Here is a 22,211-nt window from a genome sequence, read left to right as displayed (position 1 = left end):
GGCTTCACTTGTAGATGAGATGTCTATATCCAATGTCAAAAACACCATAAAATATCTAGACAAAACAAAAATCGATACTCATCAATCCATGTTTGATGGTCGTTACTATGATGCATTTCTGCTAGCATGAGGGCCATAAACAAAAACAATCATAGTAGCAAACTCTACATATCCATTGATAACGTTGACTTGCCAAATTTGCTATCAGTGTGCCATTGATGGTTATCGTTTACTAGTGTAGATGCCGATATTATAATAAGCTTGCGACATTTAGTGTCGTTTTATACTATCATTCATATTTACAATGAAATAACCTCATTGTGGTTTTTAAATTGGCCTTTACAACCTGTATCTAAATAACACTTTCTATTGACGGGATTACTTAATATTATGCCATTGCGTCCCATTGATGCCATTTTTGTCCATCCAAAACAACGCTTATACGTCGTGTATTATCGCGGTGAGTTGTGGCAACTGCCGCGTATGAAAATTGATGATAGATCATGGCAAAACAGACGACCCTATACGAATGATAGTAGCTCACTTTATTTGAGCATCCATCAAGCTATCAGCGACCCTATCCTTGCGCAGAAATTGAGAACGCTAGATCTACCTGTAGCAGTACGTGGTAGCACGTTGCCGCGTTTTAAAGCATGGTGGGAGGCACATGGGTTTAGATGGTTAAAAGACAGATTGTTAACTGGTGAATCGCCGTTAGCAGCGCATCAAACTACTACGCCTGCCAAGGTATTAAACAACCAACCTGATTCTCTAATAAATCGCCAAACCAATGGTCATACTGATGAAAGTGGTGAAGTTAATGAAGAACAAGTATCTCCCCCTTCTGCAAATACGGATATTTTTGCAGACATGTTGGCTGAATTAACCGATGAAGTACTAGAACAAAAGCTTTAAAAGCTAGATACTACCCTGTATATAAACGTTGTTATGAATCAACTAATAATAAAAGAGCAGTAATATATGAAAGACTACAAACTACTGCTGGCTGGGCTAATCTTGCTACTGCTCACAATCTTTATCGCGGTCTTCATTTGGTTGTGGACCAGTAATCGCAAAAACACAGACCCATTGCCAATCATGGCAAGTGAAAGTGAAGCAGACTCTAGTACGAAAGGTGATGAATCAAGAGAGATTGCTGACAGTGTTTTATACATTCGAGCAGAGGAGAAGTTACAGATACCTTTGGACGATATCATTGTGAGTTTTGAATCTCGTTATCCGCACGTACAAGTGTTAGCGAGCTATGTCTTCTCTAACGACCTTCTTACAGTACCAAGTAGTGGTTCTACCAAAGACAAACTCTTTGTCTTTGATACAGATATGATTATTACCAATGACGATAGCCTATCTACAGAACGAGTATCACTCCTACAGTCAGAATTGCAACAGGCACAAGATAGAAATGGTCAAAGTCAGAAAAGTACTGAGGCCAGTGATATAAGTAATGCATCTGATAAAAATAGTGATAATAGTACGCATGATAAAGATAAAAAGATACACACTCTAAACCCCTTTAACTATGCGCTAAAAGATGAACAGGCGCTTGAAGGTGTCATCCTGACAGACGATACAACTGCTATTAACTTCCGTAATTTTTTACTATCGAGCACAGGTCAAGATATACTAAAAAAATATGATTATGAGAACATTAGTGGTTATAAGAACAGTGTAAATGACTTATTTAAACCAACCTCACAGGCAAAAAATGCATCAGGTGATCATGCTGTAGATGTCACTGACGCGCTTAGCAATGGTGAGTAAAGATAAATTGTCTCTATTTGTCTTTTGTTGATTGCTTTTATGACTGCTTTTTTCTACAATGTCACTCCATAATGCGCCTATAGCTCAACAGGATAGAGCAGTTGCCTCCTAAGCGATCGATCCGAGTTCGAGTCTTGGTGGGCGCACCAATCATTGTATTTAGACATAACCTCCCATTACCTCAAACCCTTTAAACACTTATCATACCTATTTATCTGTCTTTATTAAACACTTGTCATTACCTACTAGCACCTCTAGAATGTTGTTAAATGAGTTGTTAAATAATATACAACGTCATTTTCTGTTGTTAATTATGCAGTGAGGTTGTTGTTAAACCTCTCGACACCTTGGGGTATAAGCTATGACGAGAAGACAAGACTACCGATTAACTGACGCTGGCGTGAAAGCAATCGCCAAACAATCCACGCCTGTCAAAGTTACACGCCATGGTGATGGCAACAATTTATATCTGATACAACATCCAAATGGCTCACTATTTTGGCAGATGACTTATCGCTATCAATCCGATAAAGATCTTAAACCCAAGCAAAAAACTTACCAGATTGGCATTTATAAGCCTGCCAAACAAACTATTGATTCTGCCTTTAAACCAGAAGTCTCACTAAAAGAGGCTCGGCTGGCACGTGATAAAGCTCAGGCGCTACTCAGTGATGGCGTTGATCCAACTGAACATAAAAACTATGAAAAGAATAACTTTGAGCAAAAAGACTTATTTAGAGTTATCGCTAAGAGCTATATTAACGAAAGATCTAGTACCACACCTAAGAACGTTCAAAAACTACATAACTATCTAGATAAGCATATTGCACCGCATATAGGCGACTACCCTATTGCCTCTATAACGGCTCAAGACGTTATCAAAACTGGATTAGCAATCCAAACCTATTTTGAAGAGCGGGGGAAGTGGACAACTGATACTTCACACAAGTGTGTTGCCCTCATTAGCTCAGTTTTTGAGTATGCTATTAATACACTAGGGTACGATATCATCAACATTGCTTATGGTCGCAACAAAGCATTAAGACCTCATAAAGCTGAGCGTATGAAAGCGATTGAGCAGCACCAATTCCCTGAGCTACTACGCAATATTGATCAATACGGTGCAGATAATCCAAACGCGCATCAACAGACTATCGCTGGCATGCAGCTGATGACGCTGTGCTTTGTTAGAACAAAAGAACTAAGATTTTTTGAATGGTCAGAGATTGATTATCATAAAAATGTTTGGCGTATCCCAGCGCATAAGATGAAAATGCGTCAAGATCATATTATCCCCTTGTCACCACAGGCAATGGCTATTATCGAGCGTATGCGGCCTTTGACAGAAAAAACGGGTTACGTATTTTATAACTTTGAGCGTAGCAAACCGTACAGCGATGTATGGTTCAATCAAGCATTAAAGCGGATGGGATACACTGGTGACCCCTATCCTAAAATGACTGGCCATGGATTTAGGCAGCTTGCCAGCACTGGACTATACGAGTTGCAGTTTAGTCAAAACCTTATAGAAATACAGTTGGCTCACCTTGAGCAGTCCAGTGTCAAAAAGCGTTATGACTTATCAGCACATCTAGCAGAACGGCAGATGATGATGAATCAATGGGCAAATCATCTAGACGACCTGCGAGCTGGTAAGGCAGTGAGCTTCGACTTGCTTACACCAGATGAAGTCAAGAAAGAAATGGATAGTCGTAATGAGCAAGCTACTGATATAGCGCTACATGATAAAGATGTTTTAATAAAAAGCTTACAAGCTCAGGGTGTGTCGCCTGATCTATTAGCACAGCTCGTTAGTCAGATGAAATAGTTACAACTCAGATTTTCTTGTAAACCAGCAATTATTATGGAATTGAATGCAAGACTGGGTCTAATTATCTAGGCTTTAGTTGCTTTATATACATTCAGAACATTTTTCCTTTTATTAATTAACATATATTTTGAGATATAATTTATGGGTATTTTAGATAGTTTAAGATTAGAAGAAGACGAAAAATATATATTAGCAACTGAAAACTTGCAGGCTCTAGCAAATAAACATCAGAGTAGCATACATTCTACCGCAGTATATATTCTGATTAATTACTCTTCTATTTTGAAAACTTATATTGACGATAACATTCATGGTTATAACCATGTTTATGTTAAGGAAGATGGCATTTACAGAAACTTAGCAGAAAAGGATAAAGAAGCTGAAGCTCAGGATTACCTTAATTTTTATCAGAACGCGGCACGAATGCATAGAGATGAAAGAACAGTATCAAGTGAATTCAAAGAAAAGTATCAAAATTTATACTTACTTAGAGAGCTTCCTCTACCTTCAAACTCTAACCCTCAGCAGGAAGAACAGCAGGGAGATAGCTTACTAGTTCTAGGTGTAGTTATGAACTCTATAAAGGATATTGCTGGAGACAGATATACCCAGGAGCTACTTATTGACACTATTCTAGATAAATATAAAATCCGTGGATTATCAAAAAGCACACTGAGCAAAAAATTTTCTGAAGCAAAAAAATATGCTAAAACTTTAGTTAAAACAGAATCTTAGATTAAATGTTTTTTCTATAGAAAAAAACATTTTTTCTATAGAAATGACTTAATGTATCACTTTACCTAATATTACTTCGTAGCACTCAGCCAAACTTGGCATAACCAACCGTGCTATGGAGTAATAACATGAAACTAAAAAATAGATATTTGCGAATGTCAGATCTCGCAAACCAACCTGAGCGTCCAGCTCGCAACTATGCCACTGAATCAGGTCAGCAACGTATCATTACAGCTAGACCGGCATCACGCGGCATCACTGGGTTTTCTGCTAAACATATTTATCACCTCATAAATGAAGGTAAGTTTCCTGCCCCAATAAAAATCGGACGCGCCAGTCTTTGGCGTGTGTCCGACATTAATGCCTGGCTTGATAGTCATATTTCTTCATCTAATGAGGAAGAGGCATAATCATGAATAAAAACACTCACACCTCCCCTCCTAATCTTGTTGCTGAGCCATCAGCTAACATAATAAAAAAGCCAAGCATCCTGCAAGATGCTCAGCTTTCAGAAATTACTAGAGATGACATAGACCAGCCATCATTAGATATTTTATCACAAAATGTGCCAAAAATTAGCTCATATGATGCGCAAACTATTATCAATGAGATGGCTAGATTACCTGAGCTAAATTATCAGCTAGCAAGAATTGATACGGCCAAGTTTTTAAATGTAACATTAAAAGCATTTGATCAATTAGTGAAAAGTGCCAGAAACGAATTGGACGCTGAAAAAGCTCAAAGCTTAGTAGTTGATACTGAGCCATACGCAGAACCAGTAGATGGCGCTTTATTAGCTAATCGAATTTATCAGACACTGGACGAGCATGTCGCCTGTACTGATGCAGTTAAAATCGCTGCTACATTATGGGTTATATTAACCTGGATCATATCAGCAAGTCATTTTTTGCCTATTGCTTGGATAAATGCGCCTGAGAGGCGCTGCGGTAAAAGTACGCTTTTAACATTAATGAGCCGTATGAGTAAACGGTCATTGTCAACGTCCAACATTACAGGGTCGGCTCTATTTCGCTCAATTGAGAGTTTCAAGCCGACTTTGTTCATTGATGAAATTGACACATTTATCAATGATAATGAAGGCATTCGAGGTGTACTAAATGCAGGGCATAGTCGTGATAATCCATATATCATACGCTGTGTCGGTGATGATAATGAGCCTGTATTATTTAATGTATACGGCGCTAAAGCTATCTCTGGTATCGGTAAAATTCCAGACACGTTAATAGATCGATCAATACCGCTCACGCTACGACGTAAAATGAAAAATGAGTCAAAAAAACGAGTGCGTGATCTGCCTGTAGATACCACTAACAAAATCCAGTCACAGCTTGCTAGGTGGTCAGATGATAATTTGCAAGCAGTAAAAGATGCTAAGCCAGTGCTGCCTATTACGATCAACGATCGCGCGCAAGATAATTGGCAGATACTCTTTAAAATAGGTATGATATTGGGTGATGACTGGTTAGAAAAAACGCATAAATCATGCATGGATATATTAGGTAATGGTAGCGATGAGCCTAGCTTAAATGAACAGCTATTAGCGGATATTCAAACTGTTTTCAATCTACATGAAACCGATAGACTTTTAAGTAAGCATTTGCTAGCAGCATTGTGTAGAGATCCAGAGATGATCTGGTCAACTTTGAATCATGGCAAACCTATCACATTACCACAGATTTCGAAACGACTAAGTGGATTTCGTATTTCATCTAAGTGTATGAGAACCATTGACGTAAATGGCAAGGAAGTAAGAGGTCGAGGTTATGATATCAATGAATTCCAAGATGCTTTGTCACGTTATATATCGTAGCGTTTACCTCTATTTTCGATAATACAAGGTATCTAGGTATTTTCTAGAATATTGAAGCATGCGTTTCCCTTAAAGTCCGAGACCTGTCTAACACAGGTCTCGGACTTTTTTTATTTAACTATATTATTTTTCAAAAATAATGTTAAGACTTGCCTGCTCTTAAAAACTGTGTAATTCATTGACACAGCTAGCCACTGGTATAAACTGTATTTATATGTACTCTTTCGACACAACTAGGAGCTATTCGTCATGGACAGTGAAGTTTTGACTATCAAAGAAGTGGCCGAATACCTCAAGGTCAATGAGAGAACTATTTATCGATTGGCAGCTAGTAATGAGTTACCAGGATTTCGCGTAGGCAATGCTTGGCGTTTTAAACGCAGTGACCTCGATACTTGGGTGTTAAAGCAAACTGAGCAAGCCACGATCAAGGAATAGCTATGCATCAAGAAACTCAAAACTCATTACTTAATCAGCTTATTGATCAACTTAAAACGTCAAAAAAATCTGCAGATGACCTCTTTAGTGAACAGCAGGAGCTTTGGCATTTTTTAGGCTTTAATCAAGCCCAAGTAACACTATGGCTAGCCTCCTTGCCAGCACGTAACATATTAAACGAATCTAAATCAGCATATCAAACAACCTCCAATATCACAGAGCACTTAACTGCTCTACTGCGAAAGTCTGGTGGGCGCATGCTTCTCACACAGGTATTAAAGAAACTACCAGCTGGCACGACTACCACTGAGCAACAATTACGTAAACTGGCTGAACAAAACCACCAAATGAACGTCAAAGGACCATTTTTGGTACTTGATACTTAACATCCATCAAACAACCATCTGAACATTCAAATACCAAATCTTAGGAATTAAAATACCTCATGGCAAAAGACAATAAAATCGACAAACAAGCTCAACTAACTGACCTCTTTAATCATCTGGTTAAACAACATCGAAATTTCGATCAACCCGTATTAGAGCTATCATCACACGAGTTTGCCAAAGCAGGCTTAATACAGGGAATGGTAGAAGGCAATCTGACACCACCTGTTATGCTACTAGCGCTGGCAGAAGGTCATTGGGAAAATGCGGCTGATACGGCTAAGTTTGATGATTTAGCCTATACGCTACTTAGTGATACTGACAGCGATTGGCCGGTATTCGCTGTTATCAGCGATGGCACCAATAGCCGTATTCTGAGTTTATTTGGTTCTGATGGCTCTGATGGTACCCATGGTGTCGATGTTCTTCCCAGCTTAGAGGAATTAAACAGTTTCGATCGGTTAGAGCGTGATCCTACTTTTCGCTGGTCCATGCGTATCTATACGCACCTAATGCACCGCTTCGATGCGTTTCACGAAAACGTCTATCGCGTTACTAAAGATAAAGTTAATGATAAAAACGATATTATTGAAGAAGTAGCCAAGCTGTTATTTTTAGAGAGCTTTCGTATTTATCACCCTGATATTCAGTTCACTGATAAACAGGGTAATAAACACCTATTTAGCTCTGTATTTAATTGGCAATATGTAAAAAAAGAAGGTGATAAAGCGGTCAACTTAATCAAAGATGCTTTTAATGAGTTTAAATCACATAAGGATTATATTGTCACCAGTGATGATGGCTCGCATAACGCTATTTTTTCGGAAGATACTCATTTGAGATTATCTGTACCAAAAAACTATGAAGATTTACTTGAAGCCTTACAAAATCTTGGTCCAGTCATTTATAACGATGGACGCATATCCAAAGAACAAGGTACCTTAGGCGATGTCTCTGGTGATTTATTAGGCCGAGTATTCGATGTATTCTTGCGTGCTAACTTTGAGTCCAAAGGCGGCCTAGGTGTCTACCTCACTCCTAATCCTGTCAAGCAAGCCATGTTAGAGATAGCCATCAACGATATCGCTAATGACGATGAGGCTATCGCCCGCTTATCTAATGGCGACTTCCGCTTCTGTGATCCAACCTGTGGCTCATTTGGCTTTGGCTCAGTGGCATTAAGTCAATTAGACCATCTTATCGATACCCAGCTTGGTGGATTAAATGATTATGAAAAAGAAGCACTAAAAGAGAAACTGCGTAATGAAGGCTTCACGGGTGCTGATGCTGCACCGCGTATGGTGATGCTGGCACGGGTCAACATGGCATTACAAGGCGCTCCAAAGGCTCAGATATTTTATACGGACAATTCACTAACCACCGCCGCGCTCAAGCCTAACAGCTTTGATCTCATCTGCACTAACCCGCCGTTTGGCACACCAAAATTCGCCAACAATAAAAATGCACAAGCGTCGAAAAAGACCTATGAAGCTGATATGGAGCAGATACTCGGTGGCTTTCGACCCACAGAACAGGTGACTGACAGTTATAACGCCTATTATGACCACCTAAAAATGCGTTGGGATGATACTGGTGACTTATACCTCGATGAAAACGGCAACCCTAAATGGGCAGGCTACCGTACCGACTTACGCCAAACTGGTGGTACTGATAAAAAACCAACTTACAGCCTAGCACCTTCTACTGATGGCTTAGCCCTTGGTAGTAAGCCTGATAAAAAAGGGAATTGGAAGCCAGTCGGTGCGAGCATTGACCCAGCTGTGCTATTTATAGACCGCTGCTTGCAACTACTTAAACCTGGTGGACGACTGATGATCGTGTTACCTGATGGCATATTATGTAACTCAGGTGACCGCTATGTGCGTGAGTACATCATGGGTAAGAAGGATGAGCAGTCTGGTGAGTTCGTCGGTGGTAAGGCCATCGTAAAAGCAGTGATATCACTACCTAGCGATTGTTTTAAATTATCAGGTACTGGTGCCAAGACTTCAATCATGTATTTACAAAAGCGTCGTGTCAGTCCTGATCAGCCCGAGCAGTTCTTACCTGAGCCACAGACTGATGTATTTATGGCAGTGGCTGAAACGCTAGGTTATTTAGTGAAGAACAATATCGAAGACTATAATGCTGGCGTGCCCAACGATTTGGATTTAATCGCCTCTGCTTATAAGCGGGGTGAATAATGTTTTATAGAAAAATATCCGTAGACAGTTTAAATACTAAAAGACTTGATTCTGATTTTTATCGTCCTGAATATTTGGTTATTGACGAAGTACTCTCTCACTTAAATTGCGTAAAGCTAGGTTCTATTGGGCATTTTTTTACAGGTCCGTTCGGCTCAAAACTTCCAAGCAGTTTATATGTTGAAGAAGGAATACCTTTATTCCGAGTTACTAATGTTGGTCAGTTTGAAGTTATAACAGAAAGCTTTGTGCACTTATCTCCCAAATCTCATGAAGAACTTAAAGCTTCGGAGGTTCTGCCTAGCGACCTACTTATTGTGAAAGCTAGTGTTGGTGAAAAAATATGTAAAGTTCCTGAATCATTGCCAAAAGCGAATATAACTCAACACATCATAGCTGTTAGACCTAAGAGTCATATAGATATTGATTATATATCCACATTTTTATTTAGTTATTATGGTGTAGGGCAGCTTCAGCGCTATTCTCTCGGTAGTATTATTCAATACTTAGGTGTTACAGATACAAAAAATGTAAATCTTTATTATCCACATTTGGTAGCCCAAAAATATATTGGAGATAAAGTTCGTCAGGCTGAGCAACTACGCGCTTGGGCTAAAGAGCTGGAATCAGAAATTGAACAAGTTTTGAATACAAGTGAGTATCTAGTAGCTTGTAACACACCTGACACCAAAATTAGTCACCCAACATTAAATGACTTATCTAATCGTCTTGATCCTAAATATTATGATAGTAAAGCAATTGCTGTAGAACGTTTTACTAAAAAATCCGGTACATTACTAGGCTCTCTGATTAAATCTATTGCCAACGGCTTTGAAGAGCGTAATTTTGTTAATGAAGGTGTACCCTATATTACAGTAACAGAAGTATCTTCAGGACGGTTAAATGTACAAGATGCTCCCCAAATTGGATCAGATATCAGCATACCTTCAAAAGCTATAATTCATGAGCGATGTGTATTAGTGGTAAGAACAGGCTCTATCGGTACAGCTATCAAAGTAAATATACTAGATAAGGGTTGTGTCATAAGTAGTCATCTTATTCGTTTAGAGTTTGAAGAAGAAGAAACAGCTGCAGCCGTCTCAGTCTTTCTTAACTCTACTGCCGGAAAAATACTTCTTCACAAGATTAGCTATGGCGCTGTACAGCCTCAGATTGGTCAAGAAGAGCTACTTGCATTATACATCCCAGATTATGTTCTAAATAAAAAAACAACTTGTTTAACTCTACTAGAAAATTATGAGCTTACTACTAGAGCGTCAAAATCGCTCATAAGAACAGCCAAAACCCTAGTCGAAGCGCTAATCGAAGGCCAACTAACTGAAGAGCAACTGATTAAAGCCCAGCAAGCGCTAGAAGATGGCGATAATACATTAGATAAAGCTATATTAAGCAAACTCAGTAACGAAGGTTATGCTATAGAGGGTGCTACGCCACTATTCAGTGATATAGATGAGCTGTATCGTTTGCTGGCGAGCGCCACTGCTGCTGATAGTGAGGACTAGCGATGACGGCCATCAGCGAAACCTCATTACTGCTACAAGCGCGACATGCCAGCACAACTTGTGCCCTACTTTGGCAACGAGGTGGTATAGCGGTCGAACAAGCTGTTGAGGTGTTCGCTGCCATACCACTTTTGCAAAACGGGCTGCTACAACCTATTAGCGACAATCAAGACCCAGACACGCCAATTGCATATACTTTGACCGCGCCACTATTGACGGCTTTTGGTACATTAAGCCAACTTGGTGAATGGCAACTGGCTCTCTTAGGCTTAAATCCAAGCTTTCGCGAACATTGGCTACGCTTGGCTGCTGCACGCTGCCGCGAAGCTGGTAATATGCGCGATCCACAGATGCTGATTAAAATCATTAGCCAACTGGGTAATGCCAGTGCATGGGTACTAGAAGAGCTGGAAGGCACTTCTAGGAATCCTCAGCTTTGTACTGGACCATTAAGTGATCTAGAGCATGAGCTGATCGGACATAGCCTGCACGATAATGCCGCCTTGCCAGCCCTACTTAGGATTTTAAGAGTCAGTTATCAGTTGGCTAGCTCTGCCGAGCGTAGCGCTCACGAAGCCGGCTCTAGACTAACCTCTCTAACGCCCATTGATCCTAGCGCTAAAGCCCTTGATAAAAACTGGTGTGCAAGACGATTATTAGCACTACCTTATTCGCTATTAAATCAAACTAAACCTCATGCATCGTGGATACTCACTGAACGAGGTTCAAGTAGTGACACCTCATCACATTTAACCCGGTTCACCCAGCAACCTTGGTTGTTCCTTCTAAGCTTACTCGTATTTGTACAGGATGCTTGGGCAGCTGAACAACGTGATAGCTTGCTACTTACATTACCCAGTAACCAAAATGCCTTTTCGCCAACAGAAATCAGTGTGGTCGTGCAAGGCGTAGAAGGCGATGAAGTCAATGTTGGAAATTTGGCAGCATTTTTACTAGCACTGCTTAATAACCTAAATATCTCGATATATCCGCAAGTACCAGATACTCATGACCTCAACCGAGCATTAGCGCCGTTAGTTGCAAACCTACTAAGCCATCAGATTTGGCAGTTTAAGGAAGGTGGACGTAATGAAGCAGGACTTTATAGCATTAACCCAGACTTTGGTGATGCTTGCTATAGCTTGCCACTAGCACCTATTTTTGGCTATAGAAGCGCGCGCTTACAACAAGCTATGAAACAAACGGCACGAGACATACGAGCAGCGAAGCTTATTAACATTCAAGGAAGTGGACTATGAATTTTGAACTAGATGATCAATCAGTTGCCACGCTTGCCAAGCAACATCGCTGGGCGGCTACTGGTGTTTCTGACTATCCACCGAGTGATCCGTTAGTAGGCCAAAGCCGATTTTTTAAGCGCTTTCAAACCTTTTTACACACCGTAGACCATGAAGAAGACCGTTTTGCCCATGTTTTTGCGATAGAGGCTGAATGGGGCCGCGGTAAATCGCGCTTGGGCCATGAGCTGGTAGCACAAATAAATGACTGTTCTAGAGGTTGGTTTGTACGTGATAAAAATGGCAGTCTACATGATCAGCAGCTTTTCGACTCACAAGCGCAAGATAAATATTTAGCGCTGTATATTCGCTACTCTCAAGCTGCCTCTGACTATCAAAATTCTGATAACTGGTTTGCCTTTGGCTTGTATCAGGCATTATTGCCTTTGGCAACGCAGAAATTCGATGGCTCAATTCAAAGTGAAATTGCCAAGCAAGCCTATGAGCGTTTAATGCCACTTGGCTTCACAGCGCAAAATTTAGCGGATGCGTTAGAGCTTAGTGCCGACCACAGTGAAGAGGATTTATACACCGATCCGACATTGGTAGTAAATCTTGTTCAATCCGCATATAAAGTATTAGAGCGCTTTGGTATATCTTATGTACTCGTAGTATTAGACGAGCTGGAAACTGTAGCTGAAGCTGCCACCTTTGGACTAGAAGATGATGATAGTAAACGCTTAGACGGTCAGGCTATTCGCTTAATTGGTAAAGCAATCAAGGAAGAGGACCCTCGTCGTAAGCTCCATTGGCTGCGTTATGTGGCGCTATGCTCACCCCTACTTGGGCAACAACTTCGGGAGATTCAATCCGTCGCGCGTCGTTTTGAGTTGGTTGAATTAGAGCATAACGCCTTTGCCGATGTTTCTGACTACGTAGCAAGCCTAGATAAAGACGAAAAGCTGGCATATAAATACCCTACTGGCTTGGTAGAAGCAGCTTATGCGATGAGCGGCGCAAACTTTGGCTGGTTTAACGTCATCATGGCTAACGTTGATGCTGTTTTATATCACTATCAGCAAGCGGACCGACAACTAAATGATATTGGAGAACTATTTGAAGCAGTACTTGCAGGTTCTGGTCGGGTGGCCAAACATGTATTAGATAAAGGTGCTATTGAGGGCATTCAAACTCGTGATCAAACATTATTAGCTGAATGTAAAAACTTACTCTATGGTCAGTTACCCGCTCGAATCAATCAAATAGCAAACGCTCAAGACTTATTAGCGCTTAAAAACGAAGATGAAGAGCCTATTGCCGCTCTTTACCGCAAGTTAAGTCTAGAACGCTGGCAATGTCGAAAAGCTCTAGAAGAAGCCAAATTCCGACGTGAAGGTGAGGAGTGGTACTATCCCGCTGTCGAACAAGCTCTTAGCTTAGATACTTTGCTCGATAATATATCTACTTTTTCTATCAAAGAGCAGGTCCAAAGCGAAGACAAACATGCCGTGTTATTACCGTTGTCCAAAGGTGAGTTTAAGCACTTACTGAGCTTACTATATGATCATCCAGCGATTGAATTTGCCGCCGATGCTCTATGGCAAAAACTGGTCGGTGAAGCGACCGAGCTTGATACACATGAAGCTACCCACATCGGACCCAGCGTTGCGATGCTATTACGACTGGACTTGCGCTACCGCAGCGTGCAACAAAACTCGCTTATTTTCAAAGACCCTAGTATGGGTGATGGTCACAAAAAAGCCATGGCTGAGCTTTTACAGGACAGTAATCACAAGCCCATTCTAAAATCTTTGGCTCGTTTGACAGGCTTTATCCGTTTATTAGACAACAACTGGAAATACGATCAAACCCTACTAAGTAATAGTGCTGGTAGTAATGGTCAGCCTTTAGTACTGCTTAGCGAACCACGAGGCGGATTGTTTACACTAGATGGTTTCAAACTACATCCTGATGGTAAGGTGTTACTTGCATGGATAAGCAACAAAACCGAGTTGGACCAATTGCACGACTTTGCATCTGATTACGCACGCAAAAATGGTCGCACACCTGTGTTGGCATTAACGGCTTCTGCTCACTTAATGGAACAATACAGCCGTTTAGAGAATGATTCTCTACTGCGTGATGCGGTACTACTACACTATGTGAATTCCAGCGAAACAGATCAGTTAGAGCGTATAGGCTTGAGCTTAGCGTTGTGCGAAAAACACAGCATCACTTTAAACACTGAAAGCTTTACAGCAAAATTTAGGAATAAGCTAAATGCTCTAACGACATTTGCAACCAATGCTATTCAAAAATGGCGTCATCGTTTGCATGAGCGGGGTTTAATTGCTTGGCCATTTAAAGCGGATGGCAAGCTATCAACGAATGATCGTAACTTATTATTTAAAGGCTGGTATACCTTAGCCATCGGCTATCCCAACCTTAACGGTCTGATGGACTTACAACGTGAACATGGTGTTGCATCGGAAGAGCTCGGGAGCTTACTAGACAAATTAAAAGTTCCTGGTAGCTTTATATCTAAAGGCTTTACTGCTGATGAACATGCAGGTCTTTTTACTGAGCTTAATAATCCGCAGCGTAGTCAGGCGCAAATTCCACTGTTTTTATCTCGTATCGCACATCCTAATAAACAATGGAATTGGAAATTCGAATCTTTCAAACAGAAATTTTATTTTGGCTATATTTGTGATACCAATAATACAGCGAAGAGCGTATTCGATGAGTGGATGTGGTGGTGTGGTGAACTAAACCTTCTAACTTTGGAAAACCCTAACGATAGACAAGCTTTATGGCAAAACTATCCAAGATCCCGATTAGATAATGCGATTATCGAAGCTAATAACTGGTTTAATGACGATAGCATCGATGGGTACAAAGCCAAAGTTGAGGTGATGAGCCGAGTCTATGGTCAAGGTCGTATAGACGATATATTTGCACCTATTGGTCGAAACTCATTAGGTTACGCTACCGTGGAAGCCAAAGAGCAACTTGAGAAAGCTCGCCAGCTTTTTATAGACCTGAAACAAAAAGAAGAGCAATTACAGGATATCTCTCACCTCAGTGATACAGGTGTACTTGCTGGTCTAATCGCTAAACGAGCTAATGTATTAGCACTAGTAGCAAAAGTAAAACCTATACAATGCTCTGAAATAAACTTAAAGAGCTCACATGACTTAAACTTAGAGGATAAGACTACCTCATTATTCCAGCGTGTCGAACAAGCCTGTTTGTTTGCGGAGTTCGTTGAAGATAGTGCTGAAAAAATCAATGGACGTTTAATCGACTTAATCGCAGACATTGAAAACGATGTCTCTACTCTAAACAATTTTCCAAAAACCCTTTATACCAATTCTTTACGTACCATAGGCCATATCCTTGATGGAGCCTTGAAAGAAGATAATACGAGTGCCACAGGTAAAAGAGAGCAGCAAGCTGGTAGCGATACACTGTTACATTATTTAAGAAAACTCGATTTATCTCATTCACAGGAGAAATTGAATGCGTTAGCATTTGAGGTCGGATTGAACCTACAAAGCGAACAACAACTACCTCTTGCTGATATTCAAGGTTATATTCTGACGAGTTACCGTGATTTTAAAACACGATTTGAAAAACTATTGGACAACTTGGCTGAACAGAAGACTCAAGCTGTTTGCCTCCACAGGCAGCTAGCAGATGCTCCTGCTTCTTACCCACATCCAGACGATATAGCCAAATTGCCTAAACTGATTAATAAACTACAGTTAATCGAAGACGCAATAGAGGACTTGCCTTCTGATGCTGAACAAAAACGTCAGCTCATACAAGCCAGCCTTCGTAATGGTCAGTTTACTGCCCTTCGAGATTTGCCAGATGAGCTATTAAAGCCTGCTCGTGGTCAAATCGCCCCCATACATGGCGATCTAATAAAGATCAGTCAACATTTAAATCAAATGAAAGATAACTCTATTAAAGAGGTTAATGCCTGGCTACCCATGCTAAAGCCTTTATTCATCTCTCAGCAGCACTCTAGCCCTCATCCTACTGTATTGAATCTCTCAGACATGAAAGAGCTTATGGTGAGCGAGGTGCTACTAACATGTGATAGAACATTGCATGACTGGAAAGAAATAGCTAATAAAGCACTTAGTGGGACTGGACTGTCTTTAGATGAGTGGCAACGTATCTATGAGTTCATTAATCAGAATGAAGAGCCAAAGCTGAACATTCAGCAACAACAAATATTGGTAGATAAAGGCATCCTAAAAATGCGTTTAACTTTTGCAGAAAGCTTGGGGGCTTAGTGACAATATATATATCAGCTAAACTGGGTAGTAATCGCAAAGGGCGTTTTTTGCATAGTATTGTACAAGCGCAGCCATTGACGAGTGACTGGCAATCCAACCCACCCCAACAAGGTTTACTACTGGTGCAAGGTGATGAGTTAAACCAAGTAGAAGATTGGCGAACCTTGTATCATTGGTCAATGCAAACTGGTTGCGCAGCATTAGTAGTGGATCCGTTAACCAGTAAAACTGACTGCTGGCAAGCACCTGAACTTGAAATTGATTGGCATCTGGCAGCCGCTTCAAATATTATCGATGCTAATACTGATGGCCTAACAAAATTACTAGCCGATGAAATCACCCAAAAAATTATAGGTTTTAGTGGCAGCTCGAACGCAACCCTTCATCAGATAGCTGATGTAATTCATACGCGATATATTCGTAAACACAGTAACAGTGGTCTATTTGCGATGACCACCTTACCCCTTTGGTCTCTAAACCTACTAGATCATAGCGATATATTATTGGATTGGCTAAATTGGCTAATTACTCATTCGGGAGATACGACTCTCTCTATAGTTGAAGTTAATAAGGCTGATTTTATTCCTGACAAAAAAGATGAGGTAGTATTACTCCTAATCTATGCCATCCCAGGTTTCGCAGCGAAAGAGATTTGTCAGCATCAAGCGGTTAAAATGTTATTTGATACCTCTACCCTAGCGATTGATCAACGCTGGCTAGATCTATGCCAATACGGCTTTATTAGTGAAAATAGACTAACTGAAAAAGGGTCTAATGTACTCATGAATTCTGACTATTGGGCTTATGCTGAGCTATTATGCGAACAGTTAAGAACAGGGACGCAATAATGAAAAATATGAATTTAGCACAGTCTTTAGCGATAGATAGCCAGTTACGTCTGCCAGGAAGTGCTGGTAGATTGCTTAAGCAAATTAGAGACATTGAGCAAGTGGCTCCATTGTTTCGTGATGCTGGATTGGTTAAAGCAGTACCAAAGTCAACTGTGGTTAATCTCCGAGTATCAGGCATTGCAACTAAGTCTTGCATAGATAGAGCGCTTGGCGGATTTATTTATGCTAGTGCTGCTGTCCGCACGGACTTGCTGATTGAAGACAATAAAGTTAGCACACAAGGTAGCGACTCTGTTTCCGAACTCGATGATATTGATTTTGAAGCACAGCGTAAGCGTCTAGACTTGATAGAGATTCGTCAAGCTTATCAATTAGTGGAAAAACAACTACTAAATGGGGAGCCCTGTGATTTAATCTTACTAGATACTCCGCTATTTTTGGCAAGGGATATGGCACCACTCGATCGAAATATTCGCCATAAGCAAGAATATGAAAATACCTTACAAGCTATTGAGACATTTTGGCAAAAACACCGTGCAAAACTGTTTCCATGGAACCAAAAAGGTGTAGTTCTTGCCAGCATATTAGCCGAGCGCTTTAGCGCTATCGTCAGTATTGCCAAACAAGATTTACGTTCAGAAAAAGGTCGTCAACAAATACTTCTAAGTGACGGGTTCTCTGAAGAGCGTATGATGAACTTAGCTGATTTAGATGAAAGCCTAGCTGGAGTTGGCGATCTGCGCTTCATCAATGGGGTTTTAGGAAATTATTCACGTACTATTGCGTTTCGTTTATCTGAAAAAGAAAATCGTATAGAGCCAAGTATGGAAGTTCAACAAGGCTTAATTGGTTTTCATTATCGCAGTGCTCGTGGTGGCCAAATAAAGATGGTACAGCTTGCTGGCGACGAGCCAGACTGGGAAACGACAGGCCTAGACTTAGTAGCAGCTCGCTTAATGGTGCTTGATATGCAAAGCAAGGCTAATGCTATGCCACTACCTCAGCTTTTAGGTTATCAGCAACTGGGGGTTTTGCCCAAATTTACTAAGTTTTATCGCCAAAGCTTACATGGTGCACTTAAAAACAATGATATTGAAACTCGCTGGTTGTCTGGCTTAGATGAGGAATTAAATAATGGTATATAAGGTTTTGGGAAAACTCGTTGGTAATACAGGTGACGCAAACCAATTAACTATGGTCGTGCAAGACTCTTTTGCTGTTCGACGCGGTGAATTTGTCCGTATTATGCATCAAGAAAGAAAAGATGAAGGCGAAGTAGCAGTATTAGGGAGAATAACTAAAATTAATCGTAGCAATATGCTTTACAACGCTGGGTTTGGTGATGGTGTTACTGAGTTAGAACTACTACCAAGTGCAAACGTTACTGGCGAGAATATGTTCGCACAAGTTGAGTTAGTCGGATATCGAGATCCTATTTCACGACAAATAAAAATACCACGTAGACCTTTAAATCCCGGAACTGCTGTAGAAACCGTTGATTTTCAGTTTTTAAGTGATTTTTACGAATTTAATGAGCATACAAGCCTACACCTTGGTAATTTGGTTGGGTACGACAAGGGCGAAAATACAGTTCCAGTATTTATCGATGTGAACAAGTTAGTGACTGAGCATATGGCAGTATTAGCTATGACAGGTTCAGGGAAGTCATACACAGTAGGTAGAATTATTGAACGCTTGGTAACTCTCAATAACGGTACAGTCGTAGTGTTTGATCCTCATGGCGAATACGGTAAAGCACTTGCTGGTGGTAACTTACAGTTTGCAGATAACTTAGAGATTAGTGAAGATACGCGTGATAAAGAAACCCTACCGATCATAAAACAAACTTTTGAAAAACTTCAAGCTGCCGGTGCTGGCATTCAAATCTATACACCGCAAAATGAGGAGTTCAAACACAAATATGCTAGTAAGAACATTCCTTTAGCTTTGCAGTTTGATCATTTTGAGATGGATGATATCGCTGAAATCCTTCCAGGACTCACTGAACCACAGCAACGTGTCTTAGACGTTGCTATTCGTTACTGGCGCTATACCGATAAGACTGAACCACGAGACATTAACCGCTTGAGACATTTTTTAGGTGATGGACTTGAAGAGTTAAAAGAATGGAGTGATTTATCTGAAGCAGAAGCAAAGGCACTCTCTGGTAGAAGTGCTGCAGTTGCTTCTATGAAGCTATCTAGAGTTCTTAATGAGGGCAAAAGCTTTTATAGTGCTGCTATGTCAGAGCCCACTGACATATACAAAATGATTGGTCGTCCTAACAACCAACAAGGACGCTTAGTTGTTGTAGACTTGCAAGGTCTCAGCGATACAGCAAAACAAGTCGTTTGTGCTCTATTATCCAGTGAAATCCTTAAAGCGGCTTCAAGTAAAACAGATCCACTTCGTCCTTGCTTTATCATCTATGAAGAGGGCCACAGCTTTGCACCTGCAGGCGGTAAAGCTGTTAGTCATCGCATTATTAAAAAAATCGCCGGGGAAGGACGTAAATTTGGTGTGGGATTTGGCATTGTTAGCCAACGACCATCTAAACTAGATCCTGACGTAACCTCACAATGTAACACTCTAATTACTATGCGACTAAAGAATCCAGACGATCAACGCTTTATTGCTAAGGCCTCAGATATGATAAGTAAAGCTGACCTTGATGAGTTACCAAGTCTATCTACTGGTGAAGCATTAGTATGCGGACGTTCAATCCCTGCGCCCCTATTAGTTAAAGTTGGTAGTAAAGCTCTCATTCATGGTGGTGAATCGCCAGAGGTATTACGTGTTTGGGGCTCATTTAATGGCTAATATGACTTTGCCCAACTTTGAGTGGGTATCAAACAACTTTCCATTATTAACCAGTGCAAAACTTATAGATCAAGATGTTCTAGTACATAGCTTAGGTTGTAGTGTTTGGAATACCTTCGGTCATGATCAAGGTTACATGGCAGTTGTTGAATGTCCAGCGCCTGGGACTTCTGGTGCAGATATACGCTCAGATTCAGGATGGTTTGAGATGCACACAACAAAACCGCTGTGCTTAATTGAATTTGAGCGATACGATGGGTCAAAACCTAGTCAGCTTAAGCTAGAAGAGAAATTAAAAAATCTACTTGAATCAGCGCAGCGATGGCAGCACTCCCCAATACAACTTGTACTCAGTACTTGGAGCCAAGGATTGGTAAACGCACCTGATGTAAAAAGTCTAAAAAATATCTGTAAATATGGCTTTACCTCTTCAACTGGTAACCGTATTTCTGCTCATCATAATTTAGAAGTTACTCTTAGCAGGTTTATATTTATAAAAATCCTGTCAACAATAGCATTAGACCGAATTCACAATGAGGTGTTACTGTGAATATAAAGTCAGCACATTTCTTACCAGGCACAAATAAACGCTTGGGTGATAAATACTTACTTCTAGAATGTTTGGGTGATGGTAGTCATGGCTGGGTATGGCGCGCTGAGCGCTTACAAGATAATCAAATTGTTGCAGTTAAAATACCTAAAGATATGACACGTGAAGATAGAGAATTAGCTGAAGGAAAAGAGCTACTAGGGATTGAGGTGCATCCTAATATAGTACAGATATTTGATATGGGCCGAATCGAGAATGAATGGTTTTATATTGAAATGGAATACTTTCCCAGTCAAACATTGGCGCAAAAGTTAGATGACCATCAGAGAAATTTTGGTCAAACTTACGAGCGACTTTTCAGTATCTATCGGCAAGTACTTGACGCTGTACACTACTTGGCTAATCTATCAGTGCCAATCTCTCATGGTGACATCAAACCACATAATATTTTGGTGGGCGAACAAGATTTAGTGAAGCTCACAGATTTCGGTAGCTCAGCTTTACCTGATGAAATTTACGTTCGCTCTAGGGAAAATGGCGGCACCGTGCTTTATTCAGCACCTGAGTTCTCTAATGTGGATAGCCGGAGAGGTAGCTTGGAAGAGTTGCTACTGGGAGATATCTATAGTCTAGGAGTACTACTGTACCAACTAATTACAGGGCAACTACCACATAATACGCCGGCACAAGTTCAACGCCATGCACCTTTTAGGCGACCTACAGAAATTAATAACTTTATTCACTCAGACTTAGAGCAAGTAGTGCTGACTTGCCTTCAAAAACAACCTAGACATAGGTATCAGTCAGTATCGCTATTAGTTGAAGCATTTGATAGTGCCGTTGAGAAACAACTTAAATCAATAACTATCAACCCTATATATCAAAGTAAGCCTGAGCAAGATTGGTCTAGTGCAGTAATAGCTGCCATGTCTGAGCAAGCCTATCAAAAAGCCGCTCTACTCTCTGCCCAAGAGTACAATCGTAGTAAAGATCTACAAGCATTACACCAACAACTCATTGCACTATATAGAGCGAACCGCTTGTTTGAGTTTGAAAAGATTGTTGAAGAGAACAGAGCAGTTTTGTTAGAGGGCGAATTGCAGCATCCATTAGATCTATTCGAATTAATCATTAAAGCAAATCTACAAATTCGTGATATTAATCAGGCTAAATATTGGCTATTAAAGCGGAAGCAAGCTGCAGAAGAAAACACTACTACAATGTATCTCGAATCCTCAATACTTGGTCTCGAAGCTAAGTATCCAGAAGCAAGAGCCCTCTTGGAAAAAGTGAATCAAAAGACGCCAATGAAATTTAAAGTGCTTTGCCAATTAATACTAGTTTGCGAGCAAATGCGTGATTACTCAGGTGCAGTAGCCTACTTAAAAGCTGCATTACGTTTAGCTCCATTAGACGCTAATATGATAAGTAAAAAAGCCTTATACACAAAATTAGGTGTCATGTGACTGATTAATTTTAAAAAGGCATTTTCAAGGGTTTTTGACTGTTTAAGGTAGGCTAGCCAACTTCACTTAATAGGACATCATATAACTATCCATTAAAGAGCTATTAACTTTCATAAAATTCGCATTATTATAAGCGTGACACCGGGACAGACCTTAAACAATATGGCTTTGCATCTATCCTTCATTCTAGTAGGCAACTATGTTGTCACGAATGTTAAATGCCTTTAAGCTATATAGAATAAGACT

Annotated in this window: 17 protein-coding genes and 1 tRNA gene; all 18 read left to right on the top strand. The window is 40.4% G+C overall.

The features are described 5' to 3' along the window. Positions 1-390: 390 nt before the first annotated feature. Complete coding sequence (locus JMX07_RS07055) at positions 391-915, top strand: hypothetical protein (protein ID WP_201607086.1); 525 nt, start codon at positions 391-393, stop codon at positions 913-915. Between the two features lie 66 nt (positions 916-981). Next, positions 982-1,782 carry a hypothetical protein gene (locus JMX07_RS07050; protein ID WP_201607084.1) on the top strand — a complete coding sequence of 267 codons (801 nt, stop codon included), beginning with the start codon at positions 982-984 and terminating at the stop codon, positions 1,780-1,782. A 73-nt stretch (positions 1,783-1,855) separates the two neighbouring features. Beyond that, a tRNA-Arg gene (locus JMX07_RS07045) sits at positions 1,856-1,931 on the top strand. Between the two features lie 212 nt (positions 1,932-2,143). Further along, a complete protein-coding gene (locus tag JMX07_RS07040; protein WP_201607082.1) occupies positions 2,144-3,610 on the top strand; it encodes a tyrosine-type recombinase/integrase in 1,467 nt (488 codons plus the stop codon). Positions 3,611-3,754: 144 nt separating this feature from the next. Further along, on the top strand, positions 3,755-4,348 hold the full coding sequence (locus JMX07_RS07035; RefSeq protein ID WP_201607081.1) for a hypothetical protein: 594 nt from the start codon (positions 3,755-3,757) through the stop codon (positions 4,346-4,348). A gap of 155 nt (positions 4,349-4,503) precedes the next feature. Further along, entirely contained in the window at positions 4,504-4,758 is a 255-nt protein-coding gene (locus tag JMX07_RS07030; RefSeq protein WP_201607080.1) for a helix-turn-helix transcriptional regulator, read from the top strand. A gap of 2 nt (positions 4,759-4,760) precedes the next feature. Further along, positions 4,761-6,179, top strand: a complete 1,419-nt coding sequence (locus JMX07_RS07025; RefSeq protein ID WP_201607079.1) for a DUF3631 domain-containing protein — start codon at positions 4,761-4,763, stop codon at positions 6,177-6,179. A 249-nt stretch (positions 6,180-6,428) separates the two neighbouring features. After that, positions 6,429-6,617, top strand: a complete 189-nt coding sequence (gene mads1 / locus JMX07_RS07020; protein ID WP_201607078.1) for a methylation-associated defense system helix-turn-helix domain-containing protein MAD1 — start codon at positions 6,429-6,431, stop codon at positions 6,615-6,617. A gap of 2 nt (positions 6,618-6,619) precedes the next feature. After that, positions 6,620-7,003, top strand: a complete 384-nt coding sequence (locus JMX07_RS07015) for a hypothetical protein (RefSeq protein ID WP_201607076.1) — start codon at positions 6,620-6,622, stop codon at positions 7,001-7,003. Between the two features lie 59 nt (positions 7,004-7,062). Continuing rightward, entirely contained in the window at positions 7,063-9,207 is a 2,145-nt protein-coding gene (locus tag JMX07_RS07010; protein ID WP_201607074.1) for a class I SAM-dependent DNA methyltransferase, read from the top strand. Beyond that, entirely contained in the window at positions 9,207-10,730 is a 1,524-nt protein-coding gene (locus JMX07_RS07005) for a restriction endonuclease subunit S (protein ID WP_201607072.1), read from the top strand. Before JMX07_RS07010 ends, JMX07_RS07005 begins: the two co-directional genes overlap by 1 nt. 2 nt (positions 10,731-10,732) lie before the next feature. Next, entirely contained in the window at positions 10,733-11,989 is a 1,257-nt protein-coding gene (locus tag JMX07_RS07000) for a hypothetical protein (protein WP_201607070.1), read from the top strand. Continuing rightward, entirely contained in the window at positions 11,986-16,275 is a 4,290-nt protein-coding gene (locus JMX07_RS06995) for a hypothetical protein (RefSeq protein WP_201607069.1), read from the top strand. The genes JMX07_RS07000 and JMX07_RS06995 overlap by 4 nt, the downstream gene beginning before the upstream one ends. A 50-nt stretch (positions 16,276-16,325) precedes the next feature. After that, a complete protein-coding gene (locus tag JMX07_RS06990; protein ID WP_201607068.1) occupies positions 16,326-17,126 on the top strand; it encodes a hypothetical protein in 801 nt (266 codons plus the stop codon). Then, the gene (locus tag JMX07_RS06985; protein ID WP_201607067.1) at positions 17,126-18,274 is read left to right on the top strand and encodes a hypothetical protein; all 1,149 of its coding nucleotides are present in this window, start codon (positions 17,126-17,128) and stop codon (positions 18,272-18,274) included. Before JMX07_RS06990 ends, JMX07_RS06985 begins: the two co-directional genes overlap by 1 nt. Beyond that, a complete protein-coding gene (locus tag JMX07_RS06980; protein WP_200662256.1) occupies positions 18,264-19,949 on the top strand; it encodes a helicase HerA domain-containing protein in 1,686 nt (561 codons plus the stop codon). Before JMX07_RS06985 ends, JMX07_RS06980 begins: the two co-directional genes overlap by 11 nt. Next, positions 19,942-20,499: a hypothetical protein gene (locus JMX07_RS06975; RefSeq protein ID WP_200662257.1), complete on the top strand. Its 558-nt coding sequence runs from the start codon at positions 19,942-19,944 to the stop codon at positions 20,497-20,499. Before JMX07_RS06980 ends, JMX07_RS06975 begins: the two co-directional genes overlap by 8 nt. Next, positions 20,496-21,965 (top strand): serine/threonine-protein kinase, encoded by a 1,470-nt coding sequence (locus JMX07_RS06970; RefSeq protein ID WP_227684687.1) that lies wholly within the window; start codon positions 20,496-20,498, stop codon positions 21,963-21,965. The genes JMX07_RS06975 and JMX07_RS06970 overlap by 4 nt, the downstream gene beginning before the upstream one ends. Positions 21,966-22,211: the final 246 nt, after the last annotated feature.

This window comes from Psychrobacter immobilis (genome assembly GCF_904846235.1).
In the GTDB taxonomy this organism is placed as follows: Bacteria; Pseudomonadota; Gammaproteobacteria; order Pseudomonadales; family Moraxellaceae; genus Psychrobacter; species Psychrobacter immobilis_C.
Note: the sequence above shows the minus strand (reverse complement) of the source record. Positions and strands in the feature narration are given on the sequence as shown.